This is a genomic window from Geothrix fuzhouensis (assembly GCF_024609325.1).
Taxonomy (GTDB): Bacteria; Acidobacteriota; Holophagae; order Holophagales; family Holophagaceae; genus Geothrix; species Geothrix fuzhouensis.
On sequence record NZ_JANHMQ010000001.1, the window covers coordinates 732,112 to 753,241 of the forward strand.

The 21,130-nt window shown below is 66.8% G+C and carries 22 protein-coding genes; 16 read left to right on the forward strand and 6 right to left on the reverse strand.

Annotation, left to right across the window (positions count from 1 at the left end):
• Nucleotides 1-55 precede the first annotated feature (55 nt).
• The 16 genes from NOV74_RS03405 (at nt 56) to hisG (ending at nt 15,766) form a co-directional block, all read left to right on the forward strand.
• A complete protein-coding gene (locus NOV74_RS03405) occupies nt 56-1,387 on the forward strand; it encodes a PhoH family protein (protein ID WP_257309266.1) in 1,332 nt (443 codons plus the stop codon).
• Nucleotides 1,388-1,396: 9 nt separating this feature from the next.
• Entirely contained in the window at nt 1,397-1,948 is a 552-nt protein-coding gene (locus NOV74_RS03410) for a hypothetical protein (protein WP_257309268.1), read from the forward strand.
• Between the two features lie 98 nt (nt 1,949-2,046).
• Complete coding sequence (gene tyrS, locus NOV74_RS03415; RefSeq protein WP_257309269.1) at nt 2,047-3,246, forward strand: tyrosine--tRNA ligase; 1,200 nt, start codon at nt 2,047-2,049, stop codon at nt 3,244-3,246.
• Nucleotides 3,243-4,886 carry a DUF4388 domain-containing protein gene (locus NOV74_RS03420; RefSeq protein WP_257309271.1) on the forward strand — a complete coding sequence of 548 codons (1,644 nt, stop codon included), beginning with the start codon at nt 3,243-3,245 and terminating at the stop codon, nt 4,884-4,886. The genes tyrS and NOV74_RS03420 overlap by 4 nt, the downstream gene beginning before the upstream one ends.
• A 135-nt stretch (nt 4,887-5,021) precedes the next feature.
• Entirely contained in the window at nt 5,022-5,867 is an 846-nt protein-coding gene (locus NOV74_RS03425; RefSeq protein WP_257309272.1) for an SPOR domain-containing protein, read from the forward strand.
• Entirely contained in the window at nt 5,836-6,540 is a 705-nt protein-coding gene (locus NOV74_RS03430) for an IspD/TarI family cytidylyltransferase (RefSeq protein ID WP_257309273.1), read from the forward strand. The genes NOV74_RS03425 and NOV74_RS03430 overlap by 32 nt, the downstream gene beginning before the upstream one ends.
• Nucleotides 6,541-6,657: 117 nt before the next feature.
• Entirely contained in the window at nt 6,658-7,578 is a 921-nt protein-coding gene (gene lpxC, locus NOV74_RS03435; RefSeq protein ID WP_257309276.1) for a UDP-3-O-acyl-N-acetylglucosamine deacetylase, read from the forward strand.
• A 23-nt stretch (nt 7,579-7,601) separates the two neighbouring features.
• Nucleotides 7,602-8,987 carry a histidinol dehydrogenase gene (hisD, locus tag NOV74_RS03440; RefSeq protein ID WP_257309278.1) on the forward strand — a complete coding sequence of 462 codons (1,386 nt, stop codon included), beginning with the start codon at nt 7,602-7,604 and terminating at the stop codon, nt 8,985-8,987.
• A gap of 82 nt (nt 8,988-9,069) precedes the next feature.
• Nucleotides 9,070-10,833, forward strand: coding sequence for an aminotransferase class I/II-fold pyridoxal phosphate-dependent enzyme (locus tag NOV74_RS03445; protein WP_257309279.1), 1,764 nt, complete (start codon nt 9,070-9,072; stop codon nt 10,831-10,833).
• A complete protein-coding gene (gene hisB / locus NOV74_RS03450) occupies nt 10,830-11,414 on the forward strand; it encodes an imidazoleglycerol-phosphate dehydratase HisB (protein ID WP_257309281.1) in 585 nt (194 codons plus the stop codon). The genes NOV74_RS03445 and hisB overlap by 4 nt, the downstream gene beginning before the upstream one ends.
• A complete protein-coding gene (hisH, locus tag NOV74_RS03455) occupies nt 11,411-12,046 on the forward strand; it encodes an imidazole glycerol phosphate synthase subunit HisH (RefSeq protein ID WP_257309283.1) in 636 nt (211 codons plus the stop codon). Before hisB ends, hisH begins: the two co-directional genes overlap by 4 nt.
• Nucleotides 12,037-12,750, forward strand: coding sequence for a HisA/HisF-related TIM barrel protein (locus NOV74_RS03460; protein ID WP_257309286.1), 714 nt, complete (start codon nt 12,037-12,039; stop codon nt 12,748-12,750). The genes hisH and NOV74_RS03460 overlap by 10 nt, the downstream gene beginning before the upstream one ends.
• On the forward strand, nt 12,750-13,502 hold the full coding sequence (hisF, locus tag NOV74_RS03465; protein ID WP_257309288.1) for an imidazole glycerol phosphate synthase subunit HisF: 753 nt from the start codon (nt 12,750-12,752) through the stop codon (nt 13,500-13,502). Before NOV74_RS03460 ends, hisF begins: the two co-directional genes overlap by 1 nt.
• A gap of 1 nt (nt 13,503) precedes the next feature.
• Nucleotides 13,504-14,151: a bifunctional phosphoribosyl-AMP cyclohydrolase/phosphoribosyl-ATP diphosphatase HisIE gene (gene hisIE / locus NOV74_RS03470; protein WP_257309290.1), complete on the forward strand. Its 648-nt coding sequence runs from the start codon at nt 13,504-13,506 to the stop codon at nt 14,149-14,151.
• Nucleotides 14,151-15,119, forward strand: a complete 969-nt coding sequence (locus tag NOV74_RS03475) for an ATP phosphoribosyltransferase regulatory subunit (RefSeq protein ID WP_257309291.1) — start codon at nt 14,151-14,153, stop codon at nt 15,117-15,119. The genes hisIE and NOV74_RS03475 overlap by 1 nt, the downstream gene beginning before the upstream one ends.
• Nucleotides 15,116-15,766 carry an ATP phosphoribosyltransferase gene (gene hisG, locus NOV74_RS03480; protein WP_257309293.1) on the forward strand — a complete coding sequence of 217 codons (651 nt, stop codon included), beginning with the start codon at nt 15,116-15,118 and terminating at the stop codon, nt 15,764-15,766. Before NOV74_RS03475 ends, hisG begins: the two co-directional genes overlap by 4 nt.
• Before the next feature lie 508 nt (nt 15,767-16,274).
• Here hisG and NOV74_RS03485 read toward each other — a convergent pair.
• The 6 genes from NOV74_RS03485 to lptB all read right to left on the reverse strand — a co-directional run bounded on the left by NOV74_RS03485 (nt 16,275) and on the right by lptB (nt 21,121).
• Nucleotides 16,275-16,781 carry a GreA/GreB family elongation factor gene (locus tag NOV74_RS03485; RefSeq protein ID WP_257309295.1) on the reverse strand — a complete coding sequence of 169 codons (507 nt, stop codon included), beginning with the start codon at nt 16,779-16,781 and terminating at the stop codon, nt 16,275-16,277.
• Nucleotides 16,782-16,807: 26 nt separating this feature from the next.
• A complete protein-coding gene (mqnC, locus tag NOV74_RS03490; RefSeq protein ID WP_257309296.1) occupies nt 16,808-17,908 on the reverse strand; it encodes a cyclic dehypoxanthinyl futalosine synthase in 1,101 nt (366 codons plus the stop codon).
• 2 nt (nt 17,909-17,910) lie between these two features.
• Nucleotides 17,911-18,075 carry a hypothetical protein gene (locus tag NOV74_RS03495; RefSeq protein ID WP_257309297.1) on the reverse strand — a complete coding sequence of 55 codons (165 nt, stop codon included), beginning with the start codon at nt 18,073-18,075 and terminating at the stop codon, nt 17,911-17,913.
• Between the two features lie 345 nt (nt 18,076-18,420).
• Nucleotides 18,421-18,744, reverse strand: a complete 324-nt coding sequence (gene hpf / locus NOV74_RS03500; protein ID WP_257309301.1) for a ribosome hibernation-promoting factor, HPF/YfiA family — start codon at nt 18,742-18,744, stop codon at nt 18,421-18,423.
• 71 nt (nt 18,745-18,815) lie between these two features.
• Nucleotides 18,816-20,381, reverse strand: a complete 1,566-nt coding sequence (rpoN, locus tag NOV74_RS03505) for an RNA polymerase factor sigma-54 (RefSeq protein WP_257309302.1) — start codon at nt 20,379-20,381, stop codon at nt 18,816-18,818.
• Nucleotides 20,382-20,383: 2 nt separating this feature from the next.
• Nucleotides 20,384-21,121, reverse strand: coding sequence for an LPS export ABC transporter ATP-binding protein (gene lptB / locus NOV74_RS03510; protein ID WP_257309304.1), 738 nt, complete (start codon nt 21,119-21,121; stop codon nt 20,384-20,386).
• Nucleotides 21,122-21,130: the final 9 nt, after the last annotated feature.

Sequence of the window (21,130 nt, forward strand, 5' to 3'; positions counted from 1 at the left end):
AGCCGTGCAAGCCTGGCCGCTTGGTGGTAGGCTCCCGCCAACCCTGGAGGTTTCTTTGGTCCCGCCATCCAGCAAGAAAGTCTTCGTCCTGGATACGAACGTCCTCCTGCATGACCCGAATTCCATCCTCCACTTCCAGGAACACGATGTGGTGCTTCCCATCGTGGTCATCGAGGAGGTGGACCACTTCAAGAAGGATCAGACCGAGGTCGGCCGCAACGCCCGCACCGTCTCACGCATGCTGGACAAGCTCCGGGCCAACGGCAGCCTCAGCCGCGGGGTGCCCTTGGAGAGTGGCGGTTCCCTCAAAGTGGACGTGGCTCCGCACAGCCTGGATCTGGGCATCCTGTCCGCCGACAAGAACAAGGCCGACAACCAGATTCTGGCCTGCGCCCTGGAGCTCCTCAAGTCCTGCAAGGAACGCGTGGTGCTCGTCAGCAAGGACACGAACCTGCGCATCAAGGCCGATGCCATCGGGGTGCAGGCCGAGGACTACACCACGGATCGGGTGGAGATGGACGAGCTCTACACCGGCCACAAATCCTGGGAAGTGGATCCCGCCAAAGTCGACCTGCTCTACGACGGCGGCCTTCAGCCGGATCCCGCGCTGCATCTTGAACCCAACCAGTTCCTCACTCTGGTGGACCAGACCAATCCCAGCCACACGGCCCTGGCCCGCTTCATGGCCGGGGAGGGGCTGCTGCGGCCTGTGAAACGCATGGATTCCTATCCTTGGGGCATCAAGCCCCGCAACCGCGAGCAGCAGTTCGCCATGGAATTGCTGCTGGATCCCACGGTCCAGGTGGTCACCCTGCTGGGCAAGGCGGGCACGGGCAAGACCCTGCTGGCCATCGCCGCGGGCCTCCAACAGGTGGTGGACGACGAGGCCTACGACAAGATCCTGGTGAGCCGGCCCGTCATGCCCATGGGGCGCGACCTGGGCTACCTGCCCGGCGACATCAGCGAGAAGCTGCGGCCCTACATGCAACCCATCTACGACAACCTCGAGTTCATCGTGGGCGCGAATTCCGAGGCCCGGAAGCGCACCACCATGACCGCGGGCCAGTTGGAAGAGGCGGGCTACCTCAGCGTGGAACCCCTCACCTACATTCGGGGCCGCAGCATCCCCAAGCAGTACCTGGTCGTGGATGAAGCCCAGAACCTCACGCCCCACGAAGTGAAGACCATCCTCACTCGGGCCGGCGAGGGCACCAAGGTCATCTTCACGGGCGATCCGCACCAGATCGACAACCCCTATGTGGACGCCAGCACCAATGGCCTCAGCTTCCTGGCGGAACACTTCAAGCACCTGGATATCTCCGGCCACGTCACACTCATGAAGGGTGAGCGCAGCAAGTTGGCGGAGTTGGCGAGCAACCTTCTGTAAGAGGTCCACATGGCGGATACATCCTGGGACAACGGTGGCCACGGCGTCCCGCTCAAGCCAGGTCTGCCACTCTGGGGCAAGGTGGCCCTCGGCTGCGGCATCGCCTTCCTGGTGGCGCTCGTCACCTGTGTGGGCGGCATCGCGTACGTGGCGAACAAAGCCAAGAAGGACCCCGATGGCCTCAAGCACCAGATCATGGGCTTCGCCCTCGAGAAGGTGCGCCCGGACTGGGAGGATTTCCGCGTCGTGGTAGACCAGCTCCGCACGCCGGAAGGCTGCCGAGCTCTCTACGCCGCCAATCCTGGCCTGGCGAAAACCTGGCCCACGGAATCCGACTTTCTCCTGGCCGCGGCCAAGTGGCAGAAGGACTTGGCCCCTGCACCCGATCTCACACCGGATCTGATGGAGCATCAAGGGCTCCGTATCAACCATGATCTGGGCGGCAAGGTCGAGGTGGGCTGGAGTCCAAAATCAGGCCGGGCCGTCTATGTCACGTTCGAAGGCGCCAGGAAGTCCGGGGACAGGGGGCCTCGTCGCGTGACCGAAGTGGATGTCCGCTAAGACGGTGACGGCATATTCCAGCGAGCCATGACGGGTTTGCAGCCATCGTCCTGCCGTTCCGCATTGAGCCGGCGCGCGTTTTCCGCCAAGATTCAAACATGACCGCCGCTTTCGGATCCGTATCTGACGCTATAGCCCTACTCACGAAGGGCACCGTAACCTGCCACAAGGTGGAACAGCTGGAAGCCAAGCTGAAGGAAGGGCGGCCACTGCGGATCAAAGCGGGCTTCGATCCCACCGCTCCGGACCTGCACCTGGGCCACGGCGTACTCATCCGCAAGATGGCCCAGTTCCAGAAGCTGGGCCACGAGGTGACGTTCCTCATCGGCGATTTCACCGGCCTCATCGGCGATCCCACGGGCAAGAAGACCACTCGGCCACCCCTCACCCGCGAGGAAGTGCTGGTCAATGCGGAGACCTACAAGGCCCAGGTCTTCAAGATTCTCGATCCAGAAAAAACGAAGGTCCGCTTCAACAGCGAGTGGCTGGAGCCGCTACACGGCGAGCAGTGGATCCGCCTGGCCTCGCGCTTCACCGTGGCCCAGATGCTCGAGCGCAACGATTTCGCCAAGCGCATGGAGGCCCGCGAGCCCATCGCCCTCCACGAGCTGCTCTACCCGCTGACCCAGGCCTATGACTCCGTGGCCCTCCAGGCGGATGTGGAACTGGGCGGCAACGACCAGCTCTTCAACCTCATGCAGGGCCGCATCCTCCAGGAGGCTTCGGGCCAGAAGCCGCAGGTGGTGCTCACGGTCCCCCTGCTGCTGGGCCTGGATGGCGTGGAGAAGATGTCGAAGTCGCTCGGCAACTACATCGGCTTCATGGAGGATCCGGACACCCAGTTCGGCAAGGCCATGAGCGCCAGCGATGCCCTGATGTGGGACTGGTACCTGCTGCTGACGGACAAGCTGCCCGCCGAGATCGAGCTCCTCAGGCAGGGCCACCCCATGGACGCCAAGAAGGCCCTGGCCCGGCAGATTGTGGCGGATTTCCACGGCCTCGCCGCCGGTCGGGAGGCTGAAGAGCGCTGGGTGCGCCGGTTCTCCGAACGCAGCCAGGTGGAGGCCCCCGAGGTTACCGTGGCGCCCACGGACGGTGAGGTGGCCCTCAGCCGCCTGCTGGTGGACCGGGGTCTGGCCGCCAGCCGGAAGGAAGCCGAGCGGCTCATCGGCCAAGGCGCCGTGAGCCTGGACGGCCAGAAGGCCGCAGATCCAGCCCTGCGGGTCTCCCTGCACTCCGGCCAGAGCATCCTGGTGAAGGTCGGCAAGCTCAAACTTGAGCGCTGGGTGATCACATGAGCCTTTTGGCCCTCAAGGATCTCTTCGCGAGACACCGGGCAGGGGCCACGGGTCTGTGGCGTCTGGGCCAGGAGCCCAGTCGAACCATCTTCTTCGACCATGGGGAGGTGGTGTTCGCCTCCAGCGGCCACCTCCAGGACCGCCTCACCCACCTTTTGGTGGAACGCGGCAAGCTCACCCAGGTCCAGCTCGACTACGCCATGGCCAACCTCAACCCGACCATGTCCATCGGCCGGAATCTCATTGAAATGGGGTTCATCACTCAACGCGACCTCCTGGATGTGGCCCGGGCTCAGGTGGAACGGGTGGTTTGGTCTGCCATGGCCGGGGCGGCCGAACCCCCGACCTTCGAATCCAAGGTTCTCGACGCCAGCACGGTCCGCCTTCCCTTTGACACCCCCGCCATCCTGCTGTCCGGCGTACTGAATCTACAGGACCGGGAGCGCTTGCTGGCGGAACTGGGCCCTCTGGACCAAGTGGTGGTGCTGGAGGGCCGACGCCCCGCGGAATTCACCCTTCCTCCGGACCTGGTCCGAATCCCTGCTCTCCTCGATGACCACCGGACCTTGCTGGAACTGAGCCGCGAATCCGGAGTCGAGCCCTTCCGCCTGGGCGCTTTCATCCTGTTCCTGCGCGAAATGGGCTGGGCCCGGCTGCAGGAATCGCCCTCCCTGGTGCGCCTATCCCTGGAACCTGCCCGGGAACTGGCCCCGGCTCCTGCCGTTGTGGCTCCGTCGGTCCCACAACCCTCGCCGTCCTACCCCTCCCTGATCGAAGAAATCCAGGCCAGCCAGCTCCCCACCACGAATCTGGAGCACCTTTCCGAAGCCTTGGACGAATTGGGACCCGAGAACGAGGTAGCGGACCCCACCCCACAGTCGGGCTTCCAGCCTCCACCTCACCCGGAGCCTGCGCTGCCTATCCATCAGACGGCCTCCGGAAGCACGGAATTGCCTGAATCGCCTTACCTTGAACCCAGGAAAGCCTCCCGCCGCCCCCTGGTCCTGTTTCTGATCCTCCTCACGGCCCTGGGTCTGTGGGGTGGTCTGCGCTGGTACAAACGGAATCCCATCATTCTCCCGCGCTTGGCCAAGCCAGCCCCCCTGGCGGCCCAATCTCCCGCGCCGAACCCGGAGCCCCCCGCCTCCGCGACCCCTGCCCCGCCCCCAGCGAGGACCGCAACCCCAACGACACCGACCCCTGAACCTGCCCCCGTGCCTGCCGCGACCGATACCCAAGGCCCTTTGCCGGCCAAGCCGAAGCCGACCCCCAAGCCTTCCGCGGTTCCTTCCAAGGCAGAACGCCTGAAGGCCATCCGGGACGGGAACTGGAAGCTGAGCCTCACCCAGGGTGCAGCTCACCGCCTGACCCTCCAGGGGAAGTGGTCCTTGCGCCTGGAGATCGCTTGCCAGGGAGAAACGATCCAGCATGCGGCTGGCCTGTTGAAGGGACAGGATCCGGATCTGTTCCTCCTGCCCATGACCATGCGGGGCGGACGCAGGTGCTACCAGGTCTTCCTCGGTGGTTATGAGTCCGAGACTGCGGCTCTGGCCGCCGCCAAGCGCCTCCCGCCTGCCTTCCACACCCAAGGGAATCGCCCGATGCCTTTCCGGGTGGATCAAATCCCCAGCCGGCAATAGGCGATAACCGCTATCGCCGACCCACATATTCCTATTGCAATTTGCAGCTCTTTACAAACGGGGTAGCCCCCGCCATACTCTGTATGTATACGAACTGGTCCATTAAATTCGACTAGTCGATCTTTGTGGAGTCCGATGCTGTCACCTTTCCATCCCACCAATTGGAGCAAGGCTTACGCACTCTGGATCCACGAGATCCATGTCGCGTTCGACCCCCCAACTCCGGTGGACCCAGGCAAGGGCGGGCTCCTCAGACTCATGCGCTGGAGTACTCCCCGAGTGGCCACCCTCGTGGTCCTCAGCTTCACCCTCCACTGCACCCGCCCGCCCGCGACCTATGCCTCGCCGGCCACCGGGTCCCGTGACCACGCCGGGCCGTCCGACGGGCAGGCCTACGTGGAAGAGGGCTTGGCCAGCTGGTACGGCGGAAACGATGACGGATTCACCGGCCGGCCTACGGCCAGCGGAGAAATTTTCGATCCCGAACAATTCACCTGTGCCCACCGAACCTTGCCCCTCGGCAGCTTCGTGGAGGTGGAGAACCTGGAGAACCGCAAGCGTACCGTCCTCCGGGTGAACGATCGAGGACCCTTCATCAAGGGGCGCGTGCTGGATCTTTCCAAGCGCGGTGCCGAAGAATTGGGTTTCCTGGGGCGAGGTACCACCCGCATCCGCCTCCGCTCGGTCGACGCCATGGGATTGCCAACCGCTTTGGATCCGGCCATGGATCACGCCGACCCCTTCGTAGTCCAGGTGGCTGCGCTTTCCGATCCCAAGAATATCGAGACACTTACGCGTGAACTTGAAAACACTTTCGGCGTCGTGACCCTTCAGAGCGCCACCACCCGAGGTGGCCTAGCCGTGAAGCGAGTCCGGGTCGGTAGCTTCACCAGTCGCCAGGATGCCGAGCAGGCTGCCGAACGGCTCGCCAAACTCTTGAAGGATCGCGGTGTCGACCCTTTCATTACCCGAGAGCGCTGAGCCTCCGCGCCCCTTCCTGGTCATCCCGGCCGGGGGGCGGGGCTTGCGCATGGGCGGCGGGCTGCCCAAGCAGTTCCGAGACTGGGGAGGACGCCCCCTCCTCCAGGCCACGGTGGAGGCTTTTCTCGAGCCCGGCATGCCGCCCCTCGCCGGCATCGCCCTGGCCGTGCCGGAGTCCCATCTGGACCAGGTCCGCAGTTGGACCTTCGGGGTTCCCTGCACCGTGGTCCCAGGAGGAGAAACCCGCCAAGCCTCCGTGTGGGCCGCCCTGTGCGCCCTACCTGACCAGCCGCTCGCCCCGGTCATGATCCACGATGCGGTTCGTCCCTTCCCCCCGGTCGCCCAGCTCTGGGAGGCACTGGAAGCCCTCAACCGGTATGACGGCGTGCTGCTGGGGGAGCCCTCCACGGACACCCTGAAGCGGGTGGATAGCCAAAGACGGGTGCTCCGAACCGAACCCAGGGAGGAATTCTTCAGGGCCCAGACCCCCCAGATCGCTCGCTTGGGCACTTGGCTCCATGCATTCCGCGCGGCCGACGAGGCCGGCTTCACCGCCACCGACGATGTGGCCATGCTGGAACGTTTGGGACTGACTGTGAAACTGATCTCCAGTCCCAGTTCCAACCTGAAGCTCACCACCCCCGAGGACTGGGAGCGCACCCAGCCCCGCTGACCACGCTGTGTGGTGACGAGACCTACACTCCCCCGTCATTTATCGCTAGCTAAATCATGGAATGATTTAGCTAGCATAATGGCATAAAAGTGGCTTGTTCAACTGCGAGGACGAACCATGCCCCGCAGCACCACGCCCCAAACCTTGAGCCGCGAGATCACCATCTCGGGCCATGGTCTGCATGGGAACCGTCCCTGCTCGGTGCGACTGGTGCCGGTGGTCGAGCCCACAGGAATCGTCTTCGTTCATACACCCACGGGTACCGAGATCCCCGCCAAGGCCAGCCTGGCTGGCGACCTGGTTCTGGCCACCACCCTGGTCAAGGATGGGGTCCGTCTTCAAACCATCGAACATCTGTTGTCCGCCCTCACCGGGCTGGAGATTGAGCACCTCCGCATCGAAGTGGATGCCGAGGAACTGCCCATCCTGGACGGCAGCGCTGCCCCCTGGGTGGATGCCATTCTCCAGGCGGGGACCCGGGCCCTCGCCGGCCGTCGCCGTTTCCTGAAGATCACCCGACCCATCGAAGTCCGGAACGGCGACCGCTGGATTCGCGCCCTCCCTTACGATGGCCTGCGCCTGCGCTATGTCATTGATTTCCCCATCCCCGCCCTCGGCCGCCAGAGCCGCGAACTGACCCTCACCCCCGAAAAGTACCGTCGGGAGCTTGGGGCCGCCCGCACCTTCTGCCTGGCCCAGGAGATCGACATGATGCGCGCCCGCGGCTTGGCCCTGGGCGGCAGCCTGGACAACGCCGTGGTCTTCGGCGCCGACGGCCCCCTGAACGAATCCTTGCGGTACGAAGACGAAGCGGTGCGCCACAAGATGCTGGACCTGGTGGGTGACCTGGCCCTGCTCGGCGCGCCCTTGCTTGGCCTCGTGGAGGCTCATGCCGCCGGTCACGCTCTGCATGTCGCCTTGGCCCAGGCCATTCTGGCGGATCCCAGCTGCTGGGAGTGGACCGAAGAAGCCGAGCCTGCCAACGTGCGCTTCTTCTTCCAGCCTGCCGAGCTCAGCATCGCCGCGCAACCAGCCTGACGCATCATCCACAGGATTTTCGGTTGCGGCCAGTTGGCGAAAGCTGGCAGGCTGGTCCCTTCACCCTTGAGGTGCACAGGTGTTACTTCATCTCCAGCAATGACCTGACGAACCGGGCGGACGTGCCCGGGTGGGTGGCCGCGCTGGCGCGGAATGGGGAGACGGAAGAGGACACGCGGAAGGCCGTCACGGCCATTCTGGCGGACGTGCGCCGGGACGGGCTGAAGGCCGTGCTGGACTGGACTTTGCGCTTGGACGGCGTGGCCCTCGATCCCGCCGCCCTGCGCATCCCCGAGGCGGCCCTCCAGACGGCTCGGGCGGACCTGGACCGCCGCCAGCCGAACCTCATGGCCGCCCTGCGGGAGATGATCGCCAACGTGCGCCGGTTCGCGGAAGGCCAGCGCGGCTGCCTACGCGACCTGGAGCTGCCCCTGCCCGGCGGCGGCACGGTGGGCGAACGCTGGTGCCCCCTGAAGACCGCGGGCGTCTACATTCCCGGCGGGCGCGCCTTCTATCCTTCCACCCTCGCCATGACCGTGATCCCCGCCCAGGTGGCCGGCGTGGGCCGCATCGTGGGCGTCACGCCTCCCAAGCCCCAGCCCACGTTGCCTGGGGCCTGGGGCGTGGATCCGCTGGTGCTGGCATGCGCGGCGGAACTGGGCCTCACCGAGCTGTACCCCTTCGGGGGTGCCCAGGCGCTGGCCTGGCTGGCCTACGGGGAACCTGCCGTGGATCTGGTGGCCGGCCCCGGCAACCGCTTCGTGGCCGAGGCCAAGCGCCAGCTCATCGGCACCTGTGGCATCGACGCCCTGGCGGGCCCCACGGAGCTGCTGGTCCTGGCCGACGGCACCGCGGATCCCGCCTGGCTCGCTGAGGACCTGCTGGCCCAGGCCGAGCACGATCCCGACGCCGCCGCCGTGCTGGTGAGCGCCGACCGTGCCCTCTTCAAGGCGGTGGAGGCCGAGCTCCAGACCCGTGTGGCCGCCTCGCCCCGCCGGGCGATCCTCGAGCAGAGCCTGGGCGCCCACGGGCGGCTGGTCTGCGCCGAGCGCGACCTGGCCATCGCCCTGGCCCAGGCCTGGGCGCCCGAGCACCTCGAGCTCTGCGTGGGCGATCCCGAGGCCTGGCTGCCCGCGCTGACCACCGCCGGAGCCGTCTTCATCGGCAGCGCCAGCGCCGAGGCCTTCGGCGACTACGGGGCCGGGCCCAACCACGTGCTGCCCACGGGCCGCAGCGCCCGCTACACCAGCCCCCTGGGCGTGGCTACCTTCCTCAAGCGCCAGAGCCTGCTGCGACTCTCCGCCGCCGACGCCGCCGCCATGGCCCCCTGGGTCGAGAAGCTCGCCGAGGCCGAGGGTCTCACGCATCACGGGCGCAGCGCCGGCCTGCGCGGCCATCACCACCCCTAGGGAGTGCCTCCTCGCCGAGCGCTCCATTCCGCTTCTTTCTCCCAGAAGCCTGGTTTCCTCTTACCCTCATCCCGAGTTGCCCATGTCCTTCCTCCGACCCGACCTCGCTGATCTGCCCGCCTACCGGCGGCCTCCCGAGCCGCCCACAGGCCTTCGCCTGCACATGAACGAGGCCGGGTCCGACTGGCCCGCGGCAGCCCGCGAGGCCCTGCTCGCGCGGCTCCACACTCTGCCCTTCAACCTCTACCCCGAGCGCCAGGAGGAGCTCACCGAGCGCCTGCGGAAGCGCGTGGGCGCGCCCGAGGGCGGCCTGCTGCTGGGACCCTCCAGCGGCGCCCTCCTGGACCTGGTGGCCATGGCGGGCCTCAGCTTCGGCGACACCGTGGCCATCCCGGATCCAGGCTTCAGCCTCTACCCCATGCTCGTGCGCCGCAATGGCGGCCAGGTGCGGAAGGTGCCCCAGGGCACGGGCTTTCCGCTGGAGCCCTGGTTCGAGGCCCTGGACTGCCGCCAGGTCTGGCTGACTCTGCCGAACAATCCCACCGGCGCCTGGGTGTCGCCGGAGGAGCTGGAGCCCCTGCTGGCCGCCGCCGCCGCGCGCCCCGTGCCCCCCCTGGTGGTGATGGACGAGGCCTACGCGGAATTCGCCCCAGCCACCCACCGCCTGGCCGTGGACCGCTACCCGAACGTGGTGCTGCTGCGGACCTTCAGCAAGGCGCTGGCCTCTGCCTCCTGGCGCCTGGGCTACCTCCTGGGCGATCCCGCTCTGGTGTCGAAGCTGGCCACCCTGCAGCTGCCCTACTCCATCCCCGCCGCCAGCCTGGAGGCCCTGGACGTGGCCCTGGACTTCGCCCCGACCTTCGAGCCCGCCGTGCGGGCGTTGCCGGAACGGCGTGACCGCCTGGCGGCATCTCTGCCTTCCCACCGCGCCGCCCCCAGCGCCGGCAACTTCATCCATGTGACGCCGGATCCCTCGGACGCGCTGGAAACCGAAGGCATCAAGGTGCGCCGCCTGCCTGGCACCGGCGCCGCGCGGCTCACCATCGGCACGGAGGCGGACACCGGCCGCGTGGCTGCGACCCTGGGCGGCAAGCTGCCCGCCCCGGTGCCGCGCGCGACCCGGCGCCTGCTGGTCCTGGATATCGACGGCGTGCTCATCGATGCCGACCGCAGCTTCATGGAGGCCGTGGCCCGGGCGCTGGCGGAGTGCCGGCCTGCCCTGCCCTGGTCCGACGGCGCCTACCGCGCCTTCAAGCGCCTAGGCGGCTACAACAACGATTTCCGCCTCGCGGCTGGGGCCCTGGCCCTGGCGGAGGCTTATGGCGACGTGGACTTGCAGCCGGTGGTCGAAGGCGCCGAGGGTCGCAGCTTCGTCGAACTTGAAGCGCGCATTCAGGCCCTCGAGCCCTCGGCGCAGATCCTCGTGCAGAAGCACTACGCCGACACCATCCAACTCGAACGCCCCCTCACCACGCTGGCGGAACTCCAGGCCACGGGCTGGGAGCTGGCAGTGCTCACCGGACGGCCACCCGAAGAACTGGATCTGGCCTGGCGGGTGCTGGGCTTCCAGCTGCCCGCGGTCTGCGATGCCGCGGCCCACCTCCGCAAACCCGAGCCGGCCGGTCTGCTCCAGCTGGCGGACGCCTTCCGGGCGGAAGAGGTCGTCTTCGCGGGAGACACCATCGACGATGCCCGCTGCCTACACGCCGCCACCGAACTGAAACCTGAAGTGGCCTGGCGCTTCGCGGCCTTGGGCCCAGACCGCGCCCGGTTTGCCGCACAAAAGGACATCCAGTTCGACAGCCTGCGTGACCTTCTGCCGATGCTCAATCAGGAGCTGCCATGAGAAAAGCCACCCTGCACCGCACCACCGCTGAAACGGACGTGAAGCTGAGCCTTCGGCTGGACGGCGGCGAGGCCCACATCCGGACCGGCCTGGGCTACTTCGACCACATGCTGATGCAGCTCGCGAAGCACGGCGGCTTCGGCCTAGAAATCGATGCCAAGGGCGACCTGCCCGTGGACAGCCACCACCTGGTGGAGGACGTGGGCCTCTGCCTGGGCGATGCGCTCAAGGAGGCCCTGGGTGACCGCGCCGGCATCATCCGCTTCGCCCATGCCTACGTGCCCCTGGACGAGGCCCTGGCCCGGGTGGTGGTGGATCTGTCCGGCCGCCCCTGGTGCGAGTTCCACGCGGACCTGCCGCCGGTCATCCTCGGCGACGGCTTCCAGGTGGAGATGGTCCGGGAATTCTTCGTCGCCCTGGCCATGCGCGGCGGGCTGGCCATCCACGCGGATCTGGTGCGGGGCGTGAACACCCACCACAAGGTCGAAGCCCTCTTCAAGGCCCTGGCCCGCGCCCTGCGTCAAGCCGTACGGACCGAAGGCAGCGACGTGCCCTCCACCAAGGGGACCCTGTCCTCATGAGCGCCATCACCCTCATCGACTATGACGCAGGCAATCTGGCCTCGCTGGAGGGTGCCCTGGAGCGCCTGAACCTGCCCTTCGTCCGCGCGGTGTCACCGGATCAGACGGCCAGTTCTGGCCCCATCGTGCTGCCGGGGGTAGGTCACTTCGAGGCCGCCCGGAGATCCTTGCTGGAGCGCGGCTGGTGGCAGCTCCTCCCCGAACTGGTGGCTGAGGGTCGACCCCTGCTGGGCATCTGCCTGGGCCTCCAGCTGCTGGCTGAAGGCAGCGAGGAAGCTCCTCGCACCTCGGGTCTCGGCTTGATCCCGGGCATCGTGCGGCGTCTGGGCCCTGGCGTGAAAGTCCCCCACATGGGCTGGAGCCAGGTGCGTCAGGCTTCTGCCCATCCTGCCCTGCCGGATCCCGACGGCGCCTGGCTCTACTTCGTCCACAGCTACGCCCTGGAACCCGCGGCCGAGACCGTCTACCTGGCTGACCACGGCCGCCCCTTCGCGGCTGTCGAAGCCCGGGGAAAGGTCATGGGCTTCCAGCCCCATCCCGAGAAGTCGGGACCCACGGGCCTGCTGCTGCTGCAGTCCGCCTTGGCCTGGATGGGTGCCACAGCTTCCGTACCGGAGGCACCATGCAACTGATTCCCAGCATGGACCTGCTCCAAGGCCGCCTGGTCCGCCTTCGCCACGGCGACCGGCACCAGGCCACCTTCTACGACTTCACTCCGGAGGGTTGGGTCGAGCGCTTGATCGCGGCCGGGGCCCGGCGCATCCACCTGGTGGATCTGGACGGTGCCTTCGGCGGGCCCCGCCAGGGGACCTTCACCACCTTTCCTGTCCGCTTCCCCCAGGTGCGCTTCCAGCTGGGCGGCGGCCTGCGGGATCGCGCGGCCATCGAGGACGTGCTGGCCCTGGGCTTCGACGCGGTGGTGGGCACGCTGGCAGTGGAACAACCCACGGCCCTGCGGGGTCTCCCCGGCGACCGTATCGTGGCCGCCCTGGACCTCAAGGGCCAGAGCATCGTCACTCGCGGCTGGCAGTCCGCCAGCGCTTGCGCCTCCACGGACGTGTTCGAGGCTCTGCTCGCCCTGGGCTTCGACCGGGCGCTCGTCACCGACGTGAGCCGCGATGGCACGCTGGAAGGCCCTGGCCTGGAAGCCGCGGCCTGGGTGGCCCGGGAGGGGTTCCAGGTGCAGGCCTCCGGCGGGATGAAAGATCTTGCTGATCTTGTCCCGCTGGCGACGCTGCCTGGCGTGGTGGGCGCCATCAGCGGCAAGGCCCTCATGGAGGGCTTCATCCCCCTGGACGATCCGCGCACCCGGATCGCCCTGACAGGGGGCGCCTGATGCCCGCCAAGCGCATCATCCCCTGTCTCGACGTGAAGAACGGTCGCGTCGTGAAAGGCGTTCAGTTCAAGGAGCTCCGCGACCTGGGCCATCCCGTGGAACTGGCCCGGCGCTATGACTTGGAAGGCGCGGACGAATTGGTCTTCCTCGACATCGCCGCCTCCCTGGAGAACCGCGGCACGCGGGAAGCCTGGGTCCGCGACGTCGCCCGGGAGCTGAGCATCCCCTTCACCGTCGGCGGCGGCGTCTCCAGCGTGGAGGACGCCCGCAGCCTGCTGCGGGCCGGCGCCGACAAGGTGGCCGTGAACACCGCCGCCGCCTTGCGGCCGGATCTGGTCTGTGAGCTGGCGGACGCCTTCGGGCGCCAGTGCGTGGTGGCCGCCGTGGATGTGAAGCGGGATCCCGACCTGGGCTGGCGCGTCTACCTGAAGGGCGGCACCGAACCCACGGACCGGGCGGCCGTGGACTGGCTCTGGGAGCTCAACGATCTCGGCGCGGGCGAGATCCTGCTCACTTCCATGGACCGTGACGGCACTGGCGACGGCTTCGACTTGCCGCTGCTGGACCTGGCCTCGGAGCTGCCCATCCCGCTCATCGCGTCCGGCGGCGCAGGTCTCGAGGTCCACTTCCTGGAGGCTCTGGAGCATGGCGCCGACGCCGTGCTGGCCGCCACGCTCTTCCACGAGGGCATCCTGCCCATTCCCCGCCTCAAGGCCTACCTGGCCCAGAACGACCTTTCCATACGGATCTGACATGGACCTCGCTACGTTGACATTTGATTCCGCCGGTCTCATCCCCGGCATCGTGCAGGATCGGGCCGGCGAGGTGCGCATGGTGGCCTGGCTCAACCGCGAGGCCCTTCAACGCACCCTCGACAGCGGCTTCGTCACCTTCTGGAGCCGCTCACGCGCCGCGATCTGGGTGAAGGGCGAGACCAGCGGGAACCGGCTCCGCCTCGTGCAGATCCGCCCCGATTGCGATGGGGACGCCCTGCTTATCGTGGCCGATCCCGAGGGCCCCAGCTGCCACCGCGGCACGGAGAGCTGCTTCGATTCCAGCCCGGAGGGCGGTCCCAACGCTGCCCCATGGCCCGCCACCCTGCCCTGGCTGAGTCGTCTGGAGGCCCTCCTGAGATCCCGCAAGGCCCTGGCAGACCTGAACGGCAGCTACACCCAGAAACTGTTCGCCCAGGGCGTGGACCGCATCGCCAAGAAGGTGGTGGAGGAGGCCGGAGAAGTTGTGATCGCCGCCAAGAACAACAACCGCGAGGAGTTCCTCGGCGAGGCTGCGGACCTGGTGTTCCACCTCGACATGCTCCTCCTCGAACGTGGCGCCAGCCTGCTGGACGTGGTGGAGGTGCTCCACCGCCGCCATGCGGACCGTACGGGAGGGCCCGCCTGATGCCCGTCCGCACACCTCATTTCCCTGATCTGCTCTTCGGCTCCGCTGCCCGGCTCCGTCGGTGGGAAGGCGCCCTCATGGGCCTGCTGGCGGACCACGGCTACCGCGAGCTGCATCCCTCGCTCGTTCTGCGGGAAACCCCGCCCGAAGGGGCGCTGCGCTTCTTCGACGGCGACGAGCTGGTGGCCCTGCGCTGGGACTTCACGGTGGCGCTCGCAGGCCTGCTGGCCCGGAGCTTCCCGACCCCTCCGGATCGTGTGGCCTATGCAGGGGCGGTGTTCCGTCGGCCCGTGCAGCCCTGGGAGGCGGTGGAGCGCTTCGAGGTGGGGTGCGAGCGCATCCAGCTCGAAGGCGAGCCCGCCGCGGAGGCGGATGTGGAACTGGCCCGGATGCTCATGGCCATCCCTGGCCTGCTGGGCCTGAAGAGCGCCATTCTCCACCTGGGCAACGCGGCCCTGGTGCGCCGTCCCCTGGAGGCCGAAGGCCTGTTCGGGGAACTGGCGGACGCCGTGGTCGCGGCCCTCTCGCGCCGCGCGCCCCACCGCGTGCGGGAGGTCCTCGATGGGCATCCATCCGCAAGCCGGCTAGCGGCCCATGCTGAGGCGCTGCTTTCCGAACTCGATGGCCCCGGAACATTGGGTGCCCTGGAGTCCAGCCCCTATGCGGGCCTGCTGGAGGAGGAGACGAGCCACATGGACCGCGCCCTCCAGGCCCTGTTGCCCATCTTGCCGCCCAACCTCGAACTGCGCGTGGACCTGGCCGACGTGGCCGGCCTGGGCTTCTATACGGGCCCCACGCTCCGCCTCTGGGCCCCGGGCGCCCAGCAGGAACTGGCCGCAGGTGGCCGCTACGACCGCCTCTTCCCAGGCCTGGGCCGCCCCTGGCAGGCTGCTGGCTTCTGCGTCCGCCTCTCCCGCCTGCTCGACCTGGCCGCCACCCGGCCCGACCTCTTCGAGGAACCGCGATGACGCACTCGACCCTTCTCATCGCCTTCCCCAAGGGCCGGCTCGGGGATGAGCTGGTGCCCCTGTTGGCCAATACGCCCTTGGCCCTCGACGCGGCTGCCCTGAAGTCCCGAGTCCTGCGCATTCCCACCGCCACCCCTGGCGTGGCGGCCCTGCTGCTCAAGGGCGCGGACTTGCCCCGCTACGTGGCCGCCGGCGTGGCCTCGCTGGGCATCGTGGGCTCGGACACACTGGATGAGATGGACATGGACCTGCTGGAATTGGCGGACCTGGGCTTCGGAGCCTGCCGCCTGTCGCTCTGCGCCAAGGCGGGCGTGACCCTGGAGGACCTGCGGGCCAAGCCGCACCTGCGCCTGGCCACCAAGTTCCCCAAGGCCACCGAGGCCTGGCTGGCCCGCGAGGACCTCACCGCCGAGCTGGTGCCTCTGAGCAGCAGCGCGGAACTGGCGCCCCTGCTGGGCCTGGCGGACGCCATCGTGGACCTGGTGCAGACCGGCGGAACTCTCAAGGCCCACGGCCTGGTGGAGACCGCGATCCTCGGCCGCTCCTCCGCCCGCCTCGTCGCCGCCCGTGGCGCCTACCTCAGCGAACCCGGACGGATCCGACCGTTGGCGGACATGCTGCTCGGGGCATTGAGAGCGAAAGCGTAGACAGGATTACCAGGATGAAAAAGATGGATTAACAGGATCTGATTATCGGCGAATCTCAGCCAGAAAAGCAGGAACACAGAAGGCACAGAAGCGCCCGTTGGGCGCACACAGAGGGCGCAGAAGGGGCCGGGCTCACCGCGGACATCCCTCCGCGGGCGGCGACTCCGGACGGCTTCCAGGGGCCGCCATGGCCGCCGCCCACGAAGCAGGCCGCGCGAAGCGCGACCTGGGGCCGGAGGCCCGGATGTCCTGGCTGGAGCGCCAGGTGCATGTTCCTTTCCTCCGCTTTCCTCGGCTCCTCCGCAAACCTCCGCAAACCTCCGCAGATGGACGCCTTTTCTGCGCCCATCTGCGACCTCTGTGGTTTCAGACTTTCAGGCTGAGGCTCGCCAATAAGCAAGTAAAAGGATTCAAGGGAATTCCGCAGGTTCTGTCGGCCGTTAATCTTGTTCATCCTGCTTTCAATCCTGTTAATCCTGTCCCCGCTTTTCCACGGACCTGGTGCGGGTCATCCGGATGCGCCTGGACGGATGCTGAGGATCTCCAGGCGCATCGTCCCGGCGGGCCGTCGCCACAGGACTTCATCGCCGGGTTCGGCATTCAGCAGGGCCTCTCCCAGTGGCGAGACCCAGCTGACTTTGCCTTGGGCGGGGTCAGCTTCGTCTTCGCCGACGATGGTGTACGTCGCGATGGCGCCGGCTTCGTCGCAGACCTCCACGGCGGCCCCAAAGGAGACCCGGTCCCCCGGCTTGCCACTGGAGTCGACCAGGATGGCCCGGTTCAGCCGCTCCTGGTAGTAGCGCAAGTCGCGCTGGACCACGGCCAGCTCCTGGGGATTGGCGAGCTTGCCCTCCGCCAACAGCCGACCCTGACGGTCGGCCAACTCCGCCTGCAGGTGCTGCAGTTGCCGCAGTCCGGCGGGGGTTACGTAGTTCGTGTGGGGGCTCTGGGGCCGGTCCGGAAGGACCTCGGGACGTCCCGCATCATCCGGATCCTTGATGAACGCTCGATTCACGGAGTCCGCCCTGGGTTCGTCGAGAGTCAGGCGGAGACTTCGCCGTAGATGTTGTCCCGCTGCCAGGGCTCGTAGCCCGCGGCGCGGATCATGCGAGTCATCTCGTCCTTGTTCACGCTGTAGCAGGTGCCGGCGGCGCTGACGACGTTCTCTTCGAGCATGAGGCTGCCCATATCGTCGCAGCCGTAGTGCAGGGCCAGCTGGCCGGTCTTGCGGCCCATGGTGACCCAGCTGCTCTGGATGTGCGCGAAGTTGTCGAGGAAGATGCGGGCGATGGCGATGGTGCGGAGATACTCGACGTCCGTGGGCTTGGGCACCTTGCCCTCCCAGGGCGTGTGGCCGCTCTGGAAGGGCCAGGCGGCGAAGGCCGTGTAGCCGCCGCCATTGTTCCGGGTCAGGGCCCGGTCCTGCTGATCGCGCAGAGCCTCGAGATGTTCAATGCGCTCGGCCAAGGTTTCCGTGATGCCGAACATCATGGTGCCCGTGGTCTTCACGCCCTCCTCGTGGGCGGCCTCCATCACTTCCAGCCACTTCTCGCGACCACCCTTGAGGGGCGCGATCTTCTTGCGGATGCGGTCCACCAGGATCTCCGCGCCGCCGCCAGGGATGGAGCCCAGGCCCGCGGCGCTCAGATCCGCGATGGTCTTGCGCAGGGTCTGGCCGCTGAGCTTCGCCATCATCTGGATCTCCACCGGCGAGAAGCCATGGACCCAGATGCCCAGATCGTGGTGGAGGTAGCGCACCAGGTCCAGGTAGTAGTCCCAGGGCAGGTCCGGGTTCACGCCGCCCTGCAGGAGGAAGCCGGTGCCGCCGATGGCCTTGGTCTCCTCGGCCTTCTGCCTGAGCTGTTCCTTCGTGAGCACATAGCCTCGGGTGTCGCCGGGCTTGTGGTAGAAAGCGCAGAAGGTGCAATAGACGTTGCAGATATCCGTGTAGTTCACATTCCGGTCGATGACGTAGCTGGCGCGCCGGGGATCGTTGTGGCGATCCCGGATGGCGGTGGCGGCCACGGCGAGGTCTGGGAGTTCTGCCTGCTCCATGAGCACCAGCGCTTCGGCAGTAGAGATCCGACGGCCCTGGAGAATGCCATCCAGGATCGCCTCGGGGGTATCGAGGGCCTTCAGCATGCCTAGACCTTGTACCCCATGACCTGGAGGCAGCGACGGCAGACGCAGTCTTGGCCTTCCACACCATGCTGGAAGTGATCCAGGGTGTAGGGATTCCGGCACTTTTCGCAGATCTTGGTGGGCTCGGTGCTCGTCTTCGGGGCGTAGAGATGGGTGGGATCGGGCATGGCGGACTCCGGACCTTCAAGGATATCAAAGGCGGCCCGAATGGGCCGCCTTTAGAGTGTGTTTTAGAATTCGCACGGGCCGCGCTGGGAGCGCCGGGCGAGCATGGCTAGGACGGAGCCCGCAGGCATGGTGGTTCCATGTCAAGGGTTCCGGACGACGCCAGGCGACGCCCGCCGCCCCAGCCCGGAGGGACGGCGGCCAGCCGCGCGCCCAGCTGCGTCACCTCGCTTGGACGATGTCCCGCATCGCCCGGCGCGCGCTTCCTTGCTGGATCACGCGGCTGGCCGCTGTCGCGGCTCGCGGGAATTCTAAAACACACTCTTAGATCGGAAAAGACAGAATGATTACTCTTCGACGGCGCCGGCCTTGGCGCTCTCGTGGGGCCGGTCGTTGCGCTTGCCCTGATGCTTGTGCGCCTGCACATCCAGCTTCTCGATGGCCTGGGTGATGCTGGCGTACATGTCATCGGTCGTGGCCGAGGCCACGAAGGCGCTGGCGCGGGTCTTCAGCGTGATCTCCGCCGCATGGCGGTGCTTCTCCACGGCCAGGATCACGTGGACGTCGATGATGTCGTCCAGATAGGTGGCCATCTTGTCCAGTCGCTCTTTGGTGAACTGCTTGAGGGGCTCGGTGAGCTCCACGTGGCGGCCGGTGTAGTGGACCTTCATGGGACACTCCTGAAAGGGGCCGGGCGGCCCGGGAATCATGGATCCAGCGTCTAGAAGGGGCCTCAACCCTGTCAGCGGCGCCGACGCTGGGAGGCTGGAGGAATCTTAAGTTCCTCGCGGTACTTGTTCACGGTGCGGCGGGCCACCTTGATGCCGTCCCGCTCGAGCAGGCCGGCGATGGCCTCATCTGACAGCGGCTTGGCAGGGTCCTCTGCCTGCACGAAGGCCTTGATGCGGTGTTTGACCACGGTGGCAGACACGTCCGAATCCTTGGGACGCGCCGAGAAGAAATAGTTCAGGTCGTAGAGCCCTTGGGGCGTGTGGATGGTCTTGGCCTTGACCACCCGACTGATGGTGCTCTCGTGGAAGCCCGTGGCCTCGGCCACGTCACGCAGCACCATGGGGCGCAGGCGTTCGATGCCGTGCTCCAAGAACTCCTTCTGGAGTTCCACGATCTGCGCCGATACCCGCAGGACAGTGCGATTCCGATCCTCGACGCCCCGGATGAAATCGCGGGCACTGCGGAAGCGTTCGCGGATGAAATCCTTGTCGCACTTGGCTTCGCTGGAGGCCAGGAAGCGCTGGTACTCGCCGTTCACGCGCAGGCGGGGCAGGCCCTCGTCATTGAGGTAGACCTTCCAGTTGCCATCCTCGCCCTTGAGCACGACCACATCCGGCTTCACGACGCGCTCGCCTTCGGGATCGAAAGCGCGGCCGGGCGATGGGTTCAGGTGCTTGAGCTGATCCATGGCCACGGATAGTTCCGCATCGGTGCAGCCCAGAGCCCGGCGCAGCTTGGCGCTGTCCCGCTGCGCCACTTGAGCCGTGTAATCCTGGATGATGCGCACAGCGAGATCATCGGGCTCGGCCCCCGCATGGCGAAGCTGAAGCAGCAGGCTCTCCTGCACCGTGAAGCACCCTACGCCAGAAGGATCGAACTCCTGGAGAACGTCCAGAGCTGCGCGCAGAGCCTCTTCCGTGACGCCCAGATCCGCGGCCAGCGTGGCAGGGGTGGCCTCAACGGAGGGTTGGTCCGGGTCCAGGCGCAGGAAGCCCTTGGGGTCGAGGCGATCAATGAGCCGCTCCACCAGGGCGGCCCGGGGATCCTCGTTTTCCAAGGTCTCGTAGAGCTGGCTCACCAGGTGATCCTGGAGGGACTCGTAGGCGCTGAGACGGTCCTCCCAGGAGAAACGGTCCTCCTCCGGCAGGTTGCTGGTGCGGGGCATATCTGAATCCCAGCTGTTCTCGGCGCCCAACTCGGTTTCCTGGACCTGGGCCACACCTTCCTCGGTGAACTTCTCCAAGTCGCTTTCGGGGTTCATCTCACCCGCTGCATCCAGGAGCGAACCCAGGTCCACGGTGTCCACCCCTTCGGGCAGTTCCATGCCTTCGCCAGACTGATCCGACGACGCCTCGGACACCTCGGACTCGCGTCCTTCTTCGATGGCTTCGAGGGAGGGCACCTCATCGCCATCATCCGCCAGCTCCAGCAGAGGATTCTCCTCAAGCTCCCGCTCGACGGTTTGCGACAGCTCCTGCAGGTTCATCTGCCATAGCTTGAGCTTCAGCTGCATGGCGGGAGTGAGCGCAAGGGTCTGGCTTTGGGCCAGGCGCTGGGAGAGGAAGGGGCCAGCCACGATCAGTCCAACCTGAACCGGTTGCCCAGATAGACCCGGCGGATGTCCGGATCCTCTGCAATTTCGCTGGGCAGGCCGTGTTTCATGATCATCCCGTCCGCCAAGATATAAGCCCTATCGGCGATCTGCAAGGTCTCACGAACGTTGTGATCTGTGATCAGCACGCCAATGCCTCGCGCCTTGAGGTCGCCAATGAGACCCTGGATCTCCAGCACGGACTTGGGATCCACTCCGGCGAAGGGCTCGTCCAAGAGCATGATCTTCGGCTCGGTCACGAGGGCCCGCGCCAATTCACAGCGGCGTCGCTCACCACCGGAGAGGCTCATACCCAAAGTGTCGCGCACCTTGCCCAGGTGAAAATCGGCCAGAAGCTGCTCACAGCGGTCCTTCTGCTCCGCCTTCGGAACTGGCTGCAACTCCGCCAGGGCCATCAGATTCTCCCACACCGTCAACCCCCGGAATACGCTGGATTCCTGGGCCAGGTAGCCGATGCCCAGCCGGGCCCGCCGGTGCATGGGCAGGGCCGTGACATCGTGGCCCAGCCATCGGATGAACCCCCGGTCCGGCGCTTCCACCCCAACCACCATGTAGAAGGTCGTGGTTTTGCCTGCGCCGTTGGGCCCCAGCAATCCCACCACCTCGCCCATGCCGATGCAGAGGCTCACATCCCGCACCACAGTGCGGTCGCCGTATCGCTTCTGGAGGTTCACGGCCTCAAGACAGGGGGGTTTTTCGGTCATGGATATATC

Coding starts and splice junctions, on each gene's coding strand:
- NOV74_RS03410 (WP_257309268.1), top strand. CDS start 1,397: ATGGCGGATACATCCTGGGACAACGGTGGCCACGGCGTCCCGCTCAAG.
- tyrS (WP_257309269.1), top strand. CDS start 2,047: ATGACCGCCGCTTTCGGATCCGTATCTGACGCTATAGCCCTACTCACG.
- NOV74_RS03420 (WP_257309271.1), top strand. CDS start 3,243: ATGAGCCTTTTGGCCCTCAAGGATCTCTTCGCGAGACACCGGGCAGGG.
- NOV74_RS03425 (WP_257309272.1), top strand. CDS start 5,022: ATGCTGTCACCTTTCCATCCCACCAATTGGAGCAAGGCTTACGCACTC.
- lpxC (WP_257309276.1), top strand. CDS start 6,658: ATGCCCCGCAGCACCACGCCCCAAACCTTGAGCCGCGAGATCACCATC.
- NOV74_RS03445 (WP_257309279.1), top strand. CDS start 9,070: ATGTCCTTCCTCCGACCCGACCTCGCTGATCTGCCCGCCTACCGGCGG.
- hisB (WP_257309281.1), top strand. CDS start 10,830: ATGAGAAAAGCCACCCTGCACCGCACCACCGCTGAAACGGACGTGAAG.
- hisH (WP_257309283.1), top strand. CDS start 11,411: ATGAGCGCCATCACCCTCATCGACTATGACGCAGGCAATCTGGCCTCG.
- NOV74_RS03460 (WP_257309286.1), top strand. CDS start 12,037: ATGCAACTGATTCCCAGCATGGACCTGCTCCAAGGCCGCCTGGTCCGC.
- hisF (WP_257309288.1), top strand. CDS start 12,750: ATGCCCGCCAAGCGCATCATCCCCTGTCTCGACGTGAAGAACGGTCGC.
- hisIE (WP_257309290.1), top strand. CDS start 13,504: ATGGACCTCGCTACGTTGACATTTGATTCCGCCGGTCTCATCCCCGGC.
- NOV74_RS03475 (WP_257309291.1), top strand. CDS start 14,151: ATGCCCGTCCGCACACCTCATTTCCCTGATCTGCTCTTCGGCTCCGCT.
- hisG (WP_257309293.1), top strand. CDS start 15,116: ATGACGCACTCGACCCTTCTCATCGCCTTCCCCAAGGGCCGGCTCGGG.
- mqnC (WP_257309296.1), bottom strand. CDS start 17,908: ATGCTGAAGGCCCTCGATACCCCCGAGGCGATCCTGGATGGCATTCTC.
- NOV74_RS03495 (WP_257309297.1), bottom strand. CDS start 18,075: ATGCCCGATCCCACCCATCTCTACGCCCCGAAGACGAGCACCGAGCCC.
- hpf (WP_257309301.1), bottom strand. CDS start 18,744: ATGAAGGTCCACTACACCGGCCGCCACGTGGAGCTCACCGAGCCCCTC.
- lptB (WP_257309304.1), bottom strand. CDS start 21,121: ATGACCGAAAAACCCCCCTGTCTTGAGGCCGTGAACCTCCAGAAGCGA.